This window comes from Kribbella sp. NPDC056345, assembly GCF_042262745.1.
In the GTDB taxonomy this organism is placed as follows: domain Bacteria; phylum Actinomycetota; class Actinomycetes; order Propionibacteriales; family Kribbellaceae; genus Kribbella.
In genome coordinates this window covers 44464-59483 of the sequence record NZ_JBHJQQ010000020.1, presented here as the reverse complement: position 1 = coordinate 59483, position 15020 = coordinate 44464, and the positions used below count along the sequence as shown (strand labels likewise).

At 67.1% G+C, this 15020-nt stretch carries 15 protein-coding genes; 7 read left to right on the top strand and 8 right to left on the bottom strand.

The window, feature by feature from the left end:
• Window positions 1-46: 46 nt before the first annotated feature.
• Window positions 47-1501 (top strand): cytochrome bc complex cytochrome b subunit, encoded by a 1455-nt coding sequence (locus ACFCV3_RS39500; RefSeq protein ID WP_376039742.1) that lies wholly within the window; start codon window positions 47-49, stop codon window positions 1499-1501.
• A gap of 46 nt (window positions 1502-1547) precedes the next feature.
• On the opposite strand, the gene ACFCV3_RS39495 is transcribed toward ACFCV3_RS39500, so the two are convergent.
• Both ACFCV3_RS39495 and ACFCV3_RS39490 read right to left on the bottom strand, forming a co-directional pair.
• Window positions 1548-1916 carry a hypothetical protein gene (locus tag ACFCV3_RS39495; protein WP_376039739.1) on the bottom strand — a complete coding sequence of 123 codons (369 nt, stop codon included), beginning with the start codon at window positions 1914-1916 and terminating at the stop codon, window positions 1548-1550.
• Between the two features lie 119 nt (window positions 1917-2035).
• Window positions 2036-3400 carry a glycoside hydrolase family 43 protein gene (locus ACFCV3_RS39490; protein WP_376039737.1) on the bottom strand — a complete coding sequence of 455 codons (1365 nt, stop codon included), beginning with the start codon at window positions 3398-3400 and terminating at the stop codon, window positions 2036-2038.
• Window positions 3401-3534: 134 nt separating this feature from the next.
• Between ACFCV3_RS39490 and ACFCV3_RS39485 the strand changes: the two genes are divergently transcribed.
• Entirely contained in the window at window positions 3535-4050 is a 516-nt protein-coding gene (locus ACFCV3_RS39485) for a hypothetical protein (RefSeq protein ID WP_376039734.1), read from the top strand.
• Here ACFCV3_RS39485 and ACFCV3_RS39480 read toward each other — a convergent pair.
• On the bottom strand, window positions 4047-4988 hold the full coding sequence (locus tag ACFCV3_RS39480) for a DUF2207 domain-containing protein (protein WP_376039732.1): 942 nt from the start codon (window positions 4986-4988) through the stop codon (window positions 4047-4049). The two genes, ACFCV3_RS39485 and ACFCV3_RS39480, sit on opposite strands and share 4 nt — an antisense overlap.
• A gap of 31 nt (window positions 4989-5019) precedes the next feature.
• Window positions 5020-5571, bottom strand: a complete 552-nt coding sequence (locus tag ACFCV3_RS39475) for a TetR/AcrR family transcriptional regulator (protein ID WP_376039730.1) — start codon at window positions 5569-5571, stop codon at window positions 5020-5022.
• 98 nt (window positions 5572-5669) lie between these two features.
• Here ACFCV3_RS39475 and ACFCV3_RS39470 point away from each other — a divergent pair, with 98 nt between their 5' ends.
• Window positions 5670-6461 (top strand): endonuclease/exonuclease/phosphatase family protein, encoded by a 792-nt coding sequence (locus tag ACFCV3_RS39470; RefSeq protein ID WP_376039728.1) that lies wholly within the window; start codon window positions 5670-5672, stop codon window positions 6459-6461.
• Here the strand turns inward: ACFCV3_RS39470 and ACFCV3_RS39465 are convergent.
• Both ACFCV3_RS39465 and ACFCV3_RS39460 read right to left on the bottom strand, forming a co-directional pair.
• The gene (locus tag ACFCV3_RS39465; protein ID WP_376039725.1) at window positions 6431-7375 is read right to left on the bottom strand and encodes a hypothetical protein; all 945 of its coding nucleotides are present in this window, start codon (window positions 7373-7375) and stop codon (window positions 6431-6433) included. The genes ACFCV3_RS39470 and ACFCV3_RS39465 overlap by 31 nt on opposite strands.
• Window positions 7376-7416: 41 nt before the next feature.
• Entirely contained in the window at window positions 7417-8274 is an 858-nt protein-coding gene (locus tag ACFCV3_RS39460; protein WP_376039722.1) for an alpha/beta fold hydrolase, read from the bottom strand.
• Between the two features lie 55 nt (window positions 8275-8329).
• On the opposite strand from ACFCV3_RS39460, the gene ACFCV3_RS39455 reads away from it, so the two are divergent.
• The 4 genes from ACFCV3_RS39455 (at window position 8330) to ACFCV3_RS39440 (ending at window position 12947) form a co-directional block, all read left to right on the top strand.
• Window positions 8330-8932, top strand: coding sequence for a TetR/AcrR family transcriptional regulator (locus ACFCV3_RS39455; RefSeq protein WP_376039720.1), 603 nt, complete (start codon window positions 8330-8332; stop codon window positions 8930-8932).
• A gap of 110 nt (window positions 8933-9042) precedes the next feature.
• Complete coding sequence (locus tag ACFCV3_RS39450) at window positions 9043-10884, top strand: BTAD domain-containing putative transcriptional regulator (protein WP_376039717.1); 1842 nt, start codon at window positions 9043-9045, stop codon at window positions 10882-10884.
• Complete coding sequence (locus tag ACFCV3_RS39445) at window positions 10881-12263, top strand: hypothetical protein (RefSeq protein ID WP_376039715.1); 1383 nt, start codon at window positions 10881-10883, stop codon at window positions 12261-12263. Before ACFCV3_RS39450 ends, ACFCV3_RS39445 begins: the two co-directional genes overlap by 4 nt.
• Before the next feature lie 78 nt (window positions 12264-12341).
• Complete coding sequence (locus ACFCV3_RS39440) at window positions 12342-12947, top strand: hypothetical protein (protein WP_376039712.1); 606 nt, start codon at window positions 12342-12344, stop codon at window positions 12945-12947.
• Here the strand turns inward: ACFCV3_RS39440 and ACFCV3_RS39435 are convergent.
• Window positions 12944-13672 (bottom strand): FadR/GntR family transcriptional regulator, encoded by a 729-nt coding sequence (locus ACFCV3_RS39435; protein ID WP_376039710.1) that lies wholly within the window; start codon window positions 13670-13672, stop codon window positions 12944-12946. The genes ACFCV3_RS39440 and ACFCV3_RS39435 overlap by 4 nt on opposite strands.
• Complete coding sequence (locus ACFCV3_RS39430; RefSeq protein ID WP_376039707.1) at window positions 13669-14970, bottom strand: L-fuconate dehydratase; 1302 nt, start codon at window positions 14968-14970, stop codon at window positions 13669-13671. Before ACFCV3_RS39430 ends, ACFCV3_RS39435 begins: the two co-directional genes overlap by 4 nt.
• Window positions 14971-15020: the final 50 nt, after the last annotated feature.

Here is a 15020-nt window from a genome sequence, read left to right as displayed (position 1 = left end):
GCCGCGGGTTGCGGCTGAGAGGGCTCTGTGGCGGGAGGTCGAGCTGATGCGCCGCTGGTTGGACGGGTTGCGGGGGAGGGTTTTCCCCGATCACTGGTCGTTGTTGTTCGGGCAGATCGCGTTCTACAGCTTCGTTGTGGTGTCGGTCAGCGGTTTGGTGCTGATGGTGCCGTACGAACCGTCGCTCGATCCGGTCGTGTACGACGGTCCGTATGCGCCACTGCGCGGGGTGATCGTGTCGCGGGCGTTGGACTCGACGTTGGCGATCAGCTTCGAGGTTCGCGGCGGACTGCTGGTGCGGCAGGTTCACCACTGGGCGTCACTGCTGATGGTGGCGGCGATCATGCTGCACCTCTTGCGGCTGTTCTTCACCGGTGGGTTCCGCCGGCCGCGGCGGCTGAGCTGGGTCGTCGTGTTCACGCTGTTCCTCGTGATGCTGGGCGCGGCACTGACCGGTACGTCGCTCCCGGACGACATGCTGTCGGGATCGAGTCTCGCCGTGATCGACGGCGTGGTGAAGTCGATCCCGTTCATCGGCTCGGAGCTGTCGTCGCTGATGTTCGGTGGCCAGTTCCCCGGCGACGTGATCGCGCTCTTCTACCCGCTGCACGTGTACGTACTGCCCGCCGTCATGATCGTGCTCTTCATCGTCCTCGCGGCCCTCGCGCTCAAACACCGGCCCGCGCAGTTCGAGGGCCCGGGGCGGACGAACGGCAACATCGTCGGTCGCCCGGCGATCGTGGCCGCGGTGAAGGGCGCCGGGCTGTTCGCATTCGTGGCCGGCATCTCGTTGCTGATGGGTGCCACGGCAACCATCAACCCGATCTGGATGTACGGCCCGGCCGACCCGGCGGACGCCTCGGCGGGCATCGGCCCGGCCTGGTACCTCGCCTTCCTCGACGGCGCCCTGCGGCTCACGCCGGGGTGGGAGATCGAGCTGTGGGGCAGGACTCTCACGTTGGCCGTCCTGCTCCCGGTCACGTTGTGCACTCTGTTCCTCGTCGGGTTCGCGGCGTACCCGTTCATCGAGGACTGGATTCTCGGCGATCGCACGGATCAGAACCTGCTCGAACGCCCCCGCAACAACCCGACCCGCACCGGGATCGGCGTGGCCGGCATCGTCTTCTACGGCGTCCTCTGGGCGGCCGCCGGCGCCGACACCCTCGCGCTCACGTTCCACCGGTCCTTCAACATGCTCATCCACCTGTTCCAGGTGCTGCTGATCATCGGCCCCCCGATCGCGCTGGTGGTGACCCGCCGCATCTGCATCGGCCTGGAGCGAGCGGACCTGGATCTCGCCGAGCACGGGGTGGAGACCGGCCGGGTCGTCCGCCTGCCGGACGGCGGCTACGTCGAGGACCATCGCACCCTCACCCCCTACCGCCGCTGGGCCCTCGCCGGCCACACCCACGCCGTACCGGAGCCACCGACAGGCTTCAAGATCTCACTGGTACGGCGCCTCCGCTTCCGCCTCGCCACGCTCTTCGACGACCCCCGATGACGGGACTGCCCGGCCGTCGATGATCCGACGGCCGGGCAGGTGCGCTCTAGGCCCCGCAGCGGCGGGGCTGGACCCCGGCGATTCCCTCGGTGTTGCCTTCCCAGATCCAGCCGGTGATTTGCGGCTCGCTGAGATCTCTCGCGTAGAACCAGCGGTGGCCGAACTCGTTGAGCTTGTAGCAGTAGACGTTCGCCTGGCCGGAGCGGGGGCTGCCGGGCACCTCGGCACACGCGGCCCCTGGGCCCTTGCGGTAGGGCGAATTCGGCTTCGCGATCAGAGTGCTGTTCGGGGAGTTGTCGACGAAGGACTGACTGCAGTCGATCGCGTACGCCGAACTGACGTTGATGACAGCAAGTGACGAGGCAGCCAAGGCTGTCCCGGCAACCACGCGGCCGATCTGTACCAACCTGCTCATGATGTGCTCCTTCAGGGCGTTGTTTCCTGCTCGGTGGAGCGACTCAACCAGCCGGCCCTTCGAAAAAGCTTCGGAGAACCTTGACCTGGCTCGCGCGGAGCGGCGCGATCAGTGTCCTTTCAGGCCAGTGGTGCGGAAAGGGTGAACGACGCGTCACGGGCGAAGGCCGCGTCGGAGGTGCGCCAGTCGACGCGCACCTCGAAGTTGTAGTGGCGCAAGTAGCGGCCGGGATGAGCGTAGGACTCGAACGACGTACCGCCGGCCAGACCGGCGCGACCGCAGAAGGTGGCGTCGCGGGCGAATGACGAGTCACCGGGATTGGCTTCCAGCCGGACGCGGAAGGCGTAGTGCCGTAGGTAGCGGTCCGGGAAGTTCAGCGAACGGAACGAGTAGCAGTTGCTGTTCGCCAGTCCTGGCACGATGGTGAACGTCGCGTCCTGGCGAACCGTCAGGCTGCTGGCTGAGCTCACCGGCTCGACGTAGGCGAGGTTGTCGCGGTGCCGGACGTAGCGGTCGGTGTGGCTTACCGAGCGCAGGGACCGATTACCTGTCGGTACGGCGGTGCTGTCGCCGGAGTCCTCTCGCAACACGGTGAAGTGTCGCGCGACTCCGGATAGACCGGGCATCTCGACCTTGCCGCCGAAGGAGTTCAGGTTCGCGCTGTCGGCGTAGTAGTACCGCCGCTGACCGTACTGGTCGAAGTAGATCCGCCAGCGGCCGTCGGGTAGCCGCACGACCGCCGGCCCTTCCAGCCCGGAACCCCAGCCCGCCCAGTTGCTGGTGCCGGCGAACGTCCACGGCCCGTTCAGCGACGTGGCCGTGGCGTGCTCGATGTACTTCGTGGTCTCGTTCTTGAGGAAGTTGTGGTAAGTCCCGCCGACCTTGACCACGAAGCTGTCGATGTAGTTCGCCGGGATACCGAGCGCGACCGGGCTGCTCCACGCCGACAGGTCCGAGTTCGTCGCGGTGATCCGGTACGGCCGGAACTGACCCGCCGTACCGGTCGTGGACGCGGAGAAGATCACGTGCACGCTTCCGTCGGAGTCCTTGAACCACTCCGGCGCCCACGTGCTGCCGGTGGCGCCGTTGAGGCCGACCCGGACGTTGCGCAGAAACGACCAGCTGACGTAGTCCGCGCTGCGGGCGAAGCCGATCGTGTCGCCGGTCCAGTTCGTCGTGTAGACGATGTAGTAGTAGCCGTCGGTGTGCCTGATCACGCTGGGATCGCGGATCAGCCCAGAAGGCGGTGTGTAGGCGTTGGCCCTGACCTGGGTGAAGTTGGTCGCGTTGGCCGAGTCGTACACGTACATGTTCGACTCACTGCTGTTGGTGAACGCCGTCATCAGGTAGTGCGGCGCAGGACCAGCAGCCGAGGCGACCGATGGAACGGCGACGATGCCGACCACTGAGACAAGTACAGCGGCGAGAGCGGTCAGCGAGAATCGCCGGCCGGCGCGCGCAGTTCGGGGCGGAATCGAGCGCATCAACGGAATCCTTACGTGGGGCGGCGCAGGACAGTTAGCGCTAACAGTGTGTGGTACGCCGTCGCGGCTGGCAATGGCCTGGCGAACATCCGCCGCGCGACCCGGCCGACCAAACCATTGGGTATGGTATTGGGGTGACTCGCCCACCGCTCCAGGTTGTCGCCCGGCCACCGGCTCGCTGGGCGGTGCGCTGCGCGTACGCCGTACCGTGGATGATCCTGCCGACCGCGCTGTGGCGGCTTCCGTTCGCGTTCGGGTTCTCGATGGGCATGGTGGATCCATCGGCGCCGCCCTGGGCCTGGTGGGCGGTTCCGTACACGCTCGGCCTGATCGTGGTCATCGAGGTCCTTGCGGTCCTGACGGTGGGCCTCGTCGAACCCTGGGGAGAAACGGTGCCGCGATGGTTGCCGTGGGTCGGCGGCGTCCGCGCGGATCCCCGGGTGGTCGCGGCCGCCGCCGCGATCGGGGGCCTCGCGTTCTCGGTGCTGTGGATCAGCGACCTGATCAGGTGGTTACTTGGCGATCGGGTGGAGTTCAGCTCGGGCTGGTGGGAGACGATCGCACTGGTGGGCCTGCTGACTCACGTGGCTTGGGGGCCGTTGCTGCTCGCGGTGACGGTCGACTACTGGCGTCGGCACCGAGCGGACTAGTCCTCGGGGCGGCTGCGCCGGCGCCAGATGACGACGACCGCCACGACTGTCACCAGCATTGCGCCGACAAGGAGCCAGCGGATCCAGACGGAGACGGGTGCCGGTGAGTCGTCGTACAAGGCGGTGCCTTCGGCGAAGCCGTCACCGGCAACGCCGGCCGCGACGGTCATCGTGGCGTCTTGCTGCCCGTTGGTGAAGACGGTCTCGCGGGTGGTCTTCGTCGACGTCGAGCAAGGCGCCGCTGCCCACTTGGGACCATCGTCTCGGTAGCCTGAGCACGTCGGGTTGATCGGACCGGTCGGAGTCGTCAGCCGGGTGTCGACCACTGGTACGCCGATGTAGTCGAGCTGCTGCCCTGAGGCCACCCGGCGCCGGTCCGGCCAGTTCAGTTCGTAGCCGCTGCTCGTCCGCTCCAGCGCACCGCGGACCTTGTAGCGGACGACGAATCTCGCCATTCGGGTCACAGGTTTGGTATCGGTGGCATGCACGGTGACGTAGGGGAGTGAATCGCCGACCTTGATGTGGAGATCCGACAGCCGGCTGTTCCAGCCGTCGATGCCGGTGGGGGTGAGTGGCGGGAGCAACGGATCCATCTCCCGCAGGTCGACGGCAACCTCGGCTCCCGTCGAATCGGTGGCGGTGACGTCGAAGACCTTCCAGATCCGGTCCGTTCCCGGGGTCTTCACACTGTCGTACAGGTCGTCGGTGGCAGGGCGGCGTACTTGAATCACCCTGGCGAGGGGATCGCCGAGGTGACCGTAGTTGTAGTCGATGGTCTCGGTGACCTCGAGGGTGCCGTCCGGCTTCAGGTCGTAGTCCGCCGAGAGCCTGACGATGTCGGAACCGCCCGGGTAGTAGGGCACCGCCTTCTTCGTGGCGATGCCCAATCCGACGAGCGCGAGGCCGAGAACTGTCAGCGCCGCAAGTCTTTTCCGCACACCTGAATATCTCAGCCGACAGGGCCAGTGCTCACGAACTCTTCGGCTGCCTGGCCGGGACCTCGTTCATGGCGAACTCGAACAGCTGGCGCAAGGCCCGTCCTTTGATCGGTGGGACAACGTGGAACGCTCCGATGAGGGAGAGATAGAGCAGCTGGCTCATGAACTTGGCCTCGGTCGCGTCTCCGCTGTGCTCCAGCCATTGGGCCCGCAGGTATTTCATCCTGGTGTTGTCGATCCTGCGTTGCACCTGCTCGACCTCGGCGTCCTGCATCGCCCACGCGCGGATAGCGACTTCAGGATCGGGCCGGCGATCGTTCACGACGAGCTTCATCAGGGCGTCCAGTCTCGCCCGCGGCGTGGCCGCAGCGTCGTCGACAGCCTCGACGAAGCGACTGGTGAACTCCTGCTCGTAGAGGTCCAGCAAGGCCGTCTTGTAGCCCGGCATACCGCCGAAGTGGTGGTAGAACGAACCCTTGGTCAGACCGAGCATGCCCACCAGCCGCTCGATCGTCAGGGCCGGTGCACCGTCCTCGGTAAGGATCGACAATCCCGCGTCCAGCCAGTCCCGTTTGCTTGCCATCGTTCCTCAGAGGATCAAGAGTCCATCGCCGACAAGACAAGACGGTACCGTATGGTTCGGCGCGCCCAGGTGGATCGGAGCGGTACGTGGTTCAGGTGATGACGTGGAATCTCTGGTGGCGTTTCGGTGACTGGCAGAGCCGTCGCGATGCCATCCGTCAGGTGCTGGACCAGGCGCAGCCCGATATCTGCGGGCTCCAGGAAGTCTGGGACGACGGAAGTGCGAACCTCGCCGGCTGGCTGGCGGCCGACCTCGGCTACCACTGGGCGTATGCACCATCTCCGGCGCCCGAAGCGTGGCAGCGCAGGATCGGCGCTTCGAACGTCGGCTTCGGCAACGCTGTTCTCAGCCGCTGGCCGATCGCGGAGACGGCAGCTGTTGACCTGCCTGGTGATGATGGCCGTACGGCGCTCTTCGCGAGGATCGAATGCGCGGGCGGAACGATGCCGTTCTTCACCACGCAGCTCACCTCGACCGTCGGTGCGTCGGCTGACCGGTGTGAGCAGGTCGCGGTGATCAGCAGACTGATCGCCGAGCGGTCGGGGGACTGTGCGTACCCGCCGGTGCTGACCGGCGACCTGAATGCTGAGCCCGAGTCCGACGAGCTGCGGCTGCTCGGCGGTCATCTCACTGCACCGGTCGTTCCTGGGCTCGTGCTCGTCGACGCCTGGCGCTACGCCGACAGAGCTGACCCCGGCCTGACCTGGCAGCGCCGAAATCCACACGTGGCCGCCACCATGGAGCCGGACGCCCGCATCGACTACGTGCACGTAGGGCTACCCCGCAACGGCCAACTCGGTTGCATCAGGTCCGCCGCAGTGGTCGCGGATGAGCCGGTTGCCGGTGTCTGGCCTTCGGATCACGCAGCCGTGCTGGTGGAACTGGGGTGATCCGCGCCGTAGCGTTCGTTCATGATGAAGGCTACGACGATCGCCATCAGTACGCCGGCCAGCACCTGGAGGAAGGTCAGTAGCTGGTAGCCGGGGGTGGTGATCTCGGCCTGTGCGGTCATCGTGGCCAGTTGCCAGGAACCCCAGGCGAACATGGCGCTCGACCCTAGCCAGGTCGCCGCCAGCGGGATCCACAACCGCGTCCGCTCCGGCTTCCTGACCGCCAAGAGGGTGACGCCGACGATGCTGGTGAGTGTGAACACGCCGTACCCGCCGAAGTAGGACAGCCGTGCAGTGACGTCACCGTCCTTCAGTAGCTGATCCGGCAGCCCGGTCCGGACCCCGAATGCCCATGCCCATTGAAATCCGGCCACCACAGTCGCGAGCAAGACGGCTGCCGCGGTGATCAGCAGCAACAAGGTCTGCGCCGTACTGCGAGGTGCGCCGGCGAGGCGTTGGCTGAACACGCTCGGCCAGCGAGTGACTGCCGCCAGCACGAACGCCGTCATCAGCAGCACACCCTGGATGGCGAAGCCCGCGTAAACCACTGTGAAGACCCAGTTCGCCAACGGTTCGACCGCCTGCGTGGTCGCACTGCTCGATGCCGAGGGCAACAAGGTCAGTACGGCGATCGGAGCCAGGAAGCCGGTCGCCACCCAGATCGGGAAGAGCACCAGCCAGGCCGGAATGCGCTGCCCCCAGCGGAAGGTCAACGCCGCGGCGACGGCCACCGCGACGGCATCCATACCGATGGTCACCAGGTTGCCGATCTGATAGGTCGTGGTGTCGAAGTACGCCGGATCGTTCATCCCGATCGTGCCCCCGCTCACCCAGCTGATCTTCAGCGCCAGGTACGGCACGGTGGCGACCATCGCCAGATAACCGACAACGAGCCGCCACGCCGTGAGCCTCATACCCAGTACCATACCAAAGGGTATGGAAAGCCTCGGTGTTGTCAGGCCGGGCGGGTGGCCAGCTTGGCGATCTCGGTCGCGAAGCGTGCCGGTGCGTCGAGGGACAGCAGGGTTCTGGCGTCTGGAACGGCTACGAAGCGGGCGTCGCGGAAGGCCGCGGCGAGCCGTTGGCCCAGCTTCGGTGGGAACGCCCGGTCGTCTTCGCCCCAGACGACAGCCACTGGTCCCTCGAACTGGTCGAGACGGGTGGAGACGCCATCCAGTTCGGCAGGGCTGACGTGCCGCAGGAACCGCGCGATGTCCTGCCGGATCGCGGGGTTGCCGATGCTCGGCGCGAACCACCCGGCGGTCTGGTCGGGGTTGAAGGTCTTGGCCAGCGGCCCGATCCCGAGCGGTGAGTGCCGCAGCGCGGGCCAGCGCATCGACTTGAGGATCAGGCCCGCGAGCCAGGGATGTTTCCCCGCGCTGAACACCGCCTTGAACTGGGCGGGCGGGAACGTGGTGAAGGCGTCGCAGTTGGACAGTACGACAGCGCCGATGCGGCTGGCATCGGTATCGAGCAGGAACTGGCAGACCGCCCCGCCGGTGTCGTTGCCGACCAGTACGACGTCCTGGAGATCCAGTTCGTCGAGGAACGACAGCACGACCCGCGCGATGCCCCGTGGGGAGAGGTCGGCGTCCGGCTTCATGGCCGTCCGGTGCGATCCCAGCGGCCAGGTCGGCGCAATGGCCCGGAAACCCTGGTCGCCGAGTCGTTCGGGCACATCGGCCCACATCGTCTCGTCGACGAGGAATCCGTGCACGAAGACGACCGGCCGGCCGTCGTCGGGCCCGCACTGCCGGTAGGTGATCGGGCCGGCGAAAAGTTCGGCCTCGCGGTACGTCGTACGGGCCCCCATGGCTCCTCCGAGGTAAGGTTACGAACAGGTTGTATCCAACTTACGGACAGGTTGTATGGAAGTCAAGAGAACTCAGGCCCAGCGCACCGCTGCGACGCGCGCGGCGCTGGTCGTGGCTGCCCGCCCACTCTTCGCCGAGTACGGGTACGCCGCGATCTCGACCGATCAGATCGCCCGTGCCGCGGGGGTGACCCGGGGCGCGCTCTATCACCAGTTCGCGGGCAAGGAGGAGTTGTTCGCGGCTGTGGTCGAGCAGGTCGAGGAGGAGATTCAGACGCGAATCGCCGCCGAGATCGAGGCCGCGGCCCCGACCGATGTCGACGCGATGATCGGCGCCAACATCGACGCCTTTCTCGCGGCCTGCGCCGAGCCCGAGGTGCATCGCATCGCGCTCATCGAGGCCCCGGCGGCGCTCGGCTGGGAGCGATGGCGGGAGATCTGCTTCCGCTACGGCGTCGGCAATGTCGAGAGAGTGCTCCAATCCCTCATCGATGCCGGACTCGTGGCCGACCAGCCGGTGCGGCCACTGGCTCACGTCGTGGCCGGCGCTCTCGACGAGGCTGCCCTGTACGCCGCTCGGGCCGGCGACCGTGATGCCGCGGTCGAGGAGGCCCGCGGAGCGCTCCGCGCACTGGTCGCCGGGCTCCTGATTCGCTAATCGGTTGACTTACATACAGGCTGTCCGTAAGTTGGATACAACCTGTCCGTAACTCTCCGCCGGCACTCGGAGACGACTCCGGTCAGGCGGCTGAGAGTGGGGGTGGTCCAGTGCTGGAGATCCGGTTGCTCGGTCCGTTGGAGATCGTTCTGGACGGGCGCATGACGAAGCTGCCGGGGCGCCGGCTGGCCGCCCTGATGACGATTCTGGCGCTGTCGCCCAGCACCCCGATCCCGGTCGAGGTGATCGCGGACCGGTTGTGGGGCGAGCAGTTGCCGCACCGGGCGAAGCCGACCCTCCACACCTACATCGCCCGGCTGCGGCGGCTTCTGGGTGACGACGCCTTCGAAACCCTGCCGTACGGGTACCGGTTGCGGGTCGAGCCCGATCAGGTCGACGCGATCCGCCTGGCGACCCTGGTCCGCGAGGCGCAGTACCAGAGCGACGACACACGCAAGCGGAGGATGCTCGAGACCGCGGCCGGGCTTTGGCGGGATGTTCCTTTCGCTGGCGTGGAGGCTCCGGACTGGCTCACCAGTGGCGAGGCGGCCCGACTTACCGAGTTGTACCTGTCCGCCCTTGAGCAGCGGATCGACCTCGACCTCGCCGCCGGCCGGTACGGCGGTCTGCCGACCGAGCTGCAGGAGCTCACCGCGCGGCACCCGTTGCGGGAGCCCTTGTGGGTTCGGCTGCTCACGGTACTGCGGCTGACCGGACGCACCGCCCAAGCTCTGGAATGCTACGAACAGGTCCGCACCATCGTGGCCGACGAACTCGGTGTCGACCCAGCGCCGGCCCTCCAGCAGGAGTTCGCCCTCCTGGTTGCGCCCCGAACCGCCCAGCCCGCCACCCCTGCCGTCCTGGTGGACAACGGTGCGCCACGGCAGCTCCCGCCGTACCTGCGCACGTTCACCGGCCGGGCGGTGGAGCAGCAGCGGCTGGACGAACTACTGACGGACGCTCGGGCTGACCGGCCGACCATCGTCACCCTGACCGGGCCTGGTGGTGTGGGCAAAACCTCCTTGTCCGTCCGGTGGGCCAACACGGTCCGGGATCAGTTCCCGGACGGTCAGTTGTTCGTCGACCTGCGCGGGTTCGCGACCGACGTACCGGTGCTGCCGGGCGAAGCGCTGGCGGCCTTTCTGCGATCGCTTCAGGTGCCGGCGAACGAGATTCCGCCGGAGACCAGCGATCGGGCGGCTCTGTTCAGGACGATGACAGCTGACCGGCGTCTGCTGCTGATCCTCGACAACGCCCGCAACGCCGAGCAGGTCCGGCCGCTGCTGCCTGCGTCCGGCAGCCTGACACTGATCACCAGCCGAAACCAGTTGCGATCGCTCGGACCGGCCGGCGCTGTCCGGCTACCGATCGAGCCGCTCCCGGCCGGTCACGCCGTCGATCTGCTGATCGACGCGGTCGGCGCCGACCGCGTCGCCGCCGAGACGGCCGCGGTCACCGAGCTGACCGCGCGGTGCGCAGGCCTGCCGCTGGCTCTGGCCATCGCGGCCGAAGCCGCCGGCCGCATTCCTGGACGTCCGTTCACGCAGCTGGTCAGCGCGCTCAGGGACGAGAAACGAAGACTCGATGTCTTCGCCGACCCCGACGACGAGCAAGGCGATCTGCGGCAGGTCTTGTCGTGGTCGTACCAAGCACTGGAGCCGGAGAACGCGCGGCTCTTCAGGCGGCTCGGTCTACTGCCGGCGGGCTCGATCAGTGCGCCTGTGGCGGCGGCGCTCGTCGACAGCACCGTGTACGGCGCCGAACGCCGGCTGGACCAGCTCGAAGCATGTCATCTGGTGAGCCGGATTCACCCTGGCCAGTACCAGATGCATGATCTGGTCCGCACCTATGCAGCCGAACTGGCGACCCAGGTCGACGACAAGTGGGGTGAAAGCGTAGGACAGCGGAATGACAGGGAACGGAATGTGGCCGTTTCTAGCCTCCGTGCATGAAACGAACTCGTTCGGCCTTCGCAGCGGCCGTTTCTGCTGCCGTTCTGCTCGTCGCACCAGCAGCGGCCGCAGAACCGCCATCACCCTCACCAGGAGAGTTCGGTCCGCTCTTCAACTGCGCGACCTATCCCACCAACCAGTCCATGCCGCGCAGCCAGGCGCTGATCCGTGCGCAGAGCTGGATCGATGCCCGGGTTCCGTACAGCCAGAGTGCGTGCCATGCCAATCAGTACGGCTCGTACCGGACTGACTGTTCGGGCATGGTCTCCATGGCCTGGGGCTTGCGGCAGTCGTACACGACCAGCGACATCCACCTCGTGTCGCACACGATCGCTCGCGCTGACCTCCAACCCGGCGATGCGCTGAACAAGCCGGGGTCACACATGGGCCTGTTCGTGGGCTGGGCCGACGCGGCCAAGACCCGGCCGATCGTGCGGGAGCACACCGGACCGACCGGCACGCCACCTGAACAGAATGTGTGGTCGGTTGAGCGAGCCAACACGTTCACGCCGATCCGCTACGACAACATCGCGGCCGACGGTGGCATCGTCAGGCACCGGCTGCGTACTGCGGACGGAGGCTGGACACCGTACGGCGAGTTGGGGATCACGTCGGTGAGCCATACCGCGATCGCCGCGGCCCCGGACCTCACGCACGCCTTGGTGATCACCGGTGGCCAGATCCAGCACCGCGTCAGGCGTTCCGATGGATCCTGGACGGGGTGGGCCGCGATCGGCACTCCCGGTACGGCGACCGGGGTCACCGCCGCGACCGACGACGGTGGGAACCTCCAGGTGGCCGCAATTGCCGACGGCCAGACCGTGCACCGGATCCGCTACACCGACGGCACCTGGTCCAACTGGGGCAGCATCGGCCTCGCAGGTGGGACCTTCACCGCTATCGGCGCTGCCATCGACAAGACCCGCAAGCAGTTTCACCTCACCGGTGTCTTCAACGGACAAGCACACCACCGCGTTCGCCAGGTCGACGGCAGCTGGACCCCCTGGGCCCTGCTCGCCAACACCGGCACCGCATCAGCCGTCACTGCCGCCATCGATCCGAGCGGAAATGTCCACGTCGCCGCAACGATCAACGGCCAGCCCTACCACCGCCTCGGCAACCCGACGACCGGCCAGTGGACCGGCTGGGGCCCAGTCGGCGAAGCCGCCGGCAACTTCACCCAACTCGCCGCCTCAGCCGACCCCAAGACCGCCACCCTCCATCTGACGGCCATCTACAACAACCAGATCCACCACCGGCTCCGCCGTACCGACGGCACCTGGACCCCCTGGGGTCACGTCGGTAACCCCGGCAACGCCAACGCCCTCTCCACCGCCACCGACCCGAGCCAGAACCTCCACGTCATCACCGCCTCCTGACAACACAGCGAGCCGCCAGGCAACCACCTGGCGGCTCGTGGTGGACTAGCTCTGCGGCGCGACGAAAGGGGACGGACCGTGGCGATCTCGTGGTTCCAGCTGGTTGGCGGGTCTTTCTGGGGAGCCTCTGGCAGGGTCATCTCGGGTGCTGCTGAGAGTCGGGCGGCGCAGGTCTACCCAGAGCTCGCAGCCGAGATCATGCGCGAGTACGACGGCGCGGCGTGGCTGGCACAGGGCGGCTACGAGCGAGTGAGCCTGGGACTCGAGTTTCGCGTGAGCACCAAGGGCAGCGCGCTGCGACGGGTCGACGAAATCGGCCACCTGGTGAACGCAGACTTCTCGATGGTCTGGCCGGAGCTCGAAACCGCCACAGTCGAGCAGATCCACGCCCACCTGAAGCCCACAGTGCTGGAGGCGCTGGACCTGGTCGGAGAACGCAAAGCCCTCGGCAAGCTCCCAGTCGCCGGCACCACCGGCGCCGAACAACGTGGTGACTCCTTCATCATCACCAGGGAACTGCCGCCCGGACTCGGACCGCAAGACACCGCTCAGGCCTTCGCGCAGTACGAAGCCGACCTCGAAGCCCTACTCTCCGAACAAGCCCTGCAACACGTCATCGAAACAGAAACCTCCCCGACCGCGATCCGCTGGGTGGTTCAGTTGGCTGAGGAACCGGAGGACTAACCGGCATCTGTCGCTTGTTCGACGAGGTAGTCCTCGACGGTGAACAGGTGGGCGGCCATCCGGGTGCGGGCGCGGTCGGGGTCCTGGGCGGTGAGGGCGGCGAGGATCGAGAGGTGTTCGCGGTGGGCTGTTTCGTCGGCGCCGGGCTGGGAGATGGATCGGCGGAGCCGGTCGCGCATCGTGCGTCCGCCCAGGGCTGCGACGAGGGCGGCCAGGACGGGATTGCCGCCCGCCTCGGCGATGATTCGGTGGAAGGCTATGTCGTTCTCGATCACTGTTTCGTGGTTCGGCTCGGCGAGGGCGAGTTCGGCCTCGTTGTGGCGTAGCAGTTCCGCCGCGGCCTCGAGGCTCGGCGAGCTGATGTGCAGCGCGGCAGCGGCGGCGGCTTCTGTTTCGAGGATCCGGCGGACCGCGTGCAGGTGGTGGGTCGCGCTGCCGTCCTGGAGGTCGACGACGAACCCGAGTGGCGCGAGCAGCATGGTGGGGTCGAGTTTGGTGACGTAGGTGCCGTCGCCGCGGCGGGTTTCGAGGATGCCCATCATGGACAGCGCGCGGACGCCCTCGCGGAGCGGGGTTCTCGAGACGCCGAGGGCGGCCGCGAGATCGTTCTCGACCGGCAGCCGGCCGCCTGGGCGGAGGCGGCCGTCGATGATCATCTGCCGGATGCTCTCGACGACCACATCCGTCTGGGAAACCGTCGGCTCGGTCAGCTTGCCGCCGGTCATGGCAGCGCAGCCCAGTAGGACCCGTGCGGGTACTGGTAGGTCTGAAGCGACTCCCTGTGCATCTCGGCACTGTATCCGGGCGCGACCGGAACGACGTAGGCACCGTTCCGCACCACGCAGGGTTCGACGAAGTGTTCGTGCAGGTGGTCGACGTACTCCGTGACCCGCCCGTCGAGACTGCCGGAGACTGCCACGTAGTCGAAGATCGCCAGGTGCTGGACGAGTTCGCACAAGCCGACGCCCCCCGCGTGCGGACAGACTGGTACGTCGAACTTGGCCGCTAGCAGGTAGACCGCGAGCACCTCGTTGACGCTGCCCAGGCGAGCGGCGTCGAGCTGGCAGTAGTCGATGGCGCCGGCTTGGAACAGCTGCTTGAACAGCACCCGGTTCATCCCGTGCTCACCGGTGGCGACACCGATCGGGGCGACCGCCTTGCGGATGGCCGCGTGACCGAGGATGTCGTCGGGGCTGGTCGGCTCCTCGATCCACAGCGGGTCGAACTCGGCCAGTGCCTTGACCCACTCGATCGCCTGCGGCACCTCCCAGACCTGGTTCGCATCGATCATCAGATGGCCGTCCGCCCCGATGACCTCGCGCGCGATCCCACAGCGCCGGATGTCGTCGGCCAGATTCGCGCCGACCTTGAGTTTGACGTGTTTGTAGCCTGCGGCAACGGCTTCCTCGCACAGCTGCCGCAGTTTGTCGTCGGAGTAACCGAGCCACCCGGCGGAGGTGGTGTAGCAGGGGTAGCCGGATGCCTCCAGCTGCTCGATCCGCTGCTTACGGCCCGATTCCTTCTCCTCCAGCAGCGCGACAGCTTGTTCCGGCGTCAGTACGTCGGCGAGGTAGCGCAGGTCGGCGGCCTCGACGAGTTGCTGGGGTGACATGTCGGTCAGCAGTCGCCACAGGGGTACGCCGGCCCGGCGGGCGGCCAGGTCCCAGACCGCGTTCATCACCGCGGCCAAGGCCAGGTGGATGACTCCCTTGTCCGGACCGAGCCATCGCATCTGGCTGTCCGCCTGGAGCTCGCGGTAGATCGCACCGAGGTTCTCGCACAGGTCGTCGACCTCTCGGCCGATGAGCGGGGCAGCGCGCTGAGTGGCGGCGGCTACGCACAGGTCGGTGCCGCGCCCGATCGTGAACGTGAACCCGTACCCGGCTAGCGCCGGCTCGTCGGTGTGCAGGACGACGTACGCCGCGGAGTGGTCACCGTCCTTGTTCATCGCGTCGGACCCATCGCGGGTCAGCGACGTCGGGAAGCGGACGTCGATGACCTCCACCGAGGTGATACGTGGCATGGCGGGCCCTCTCCCAAGCAGCGATAGATATGATCTTTCTGGATTCAGAT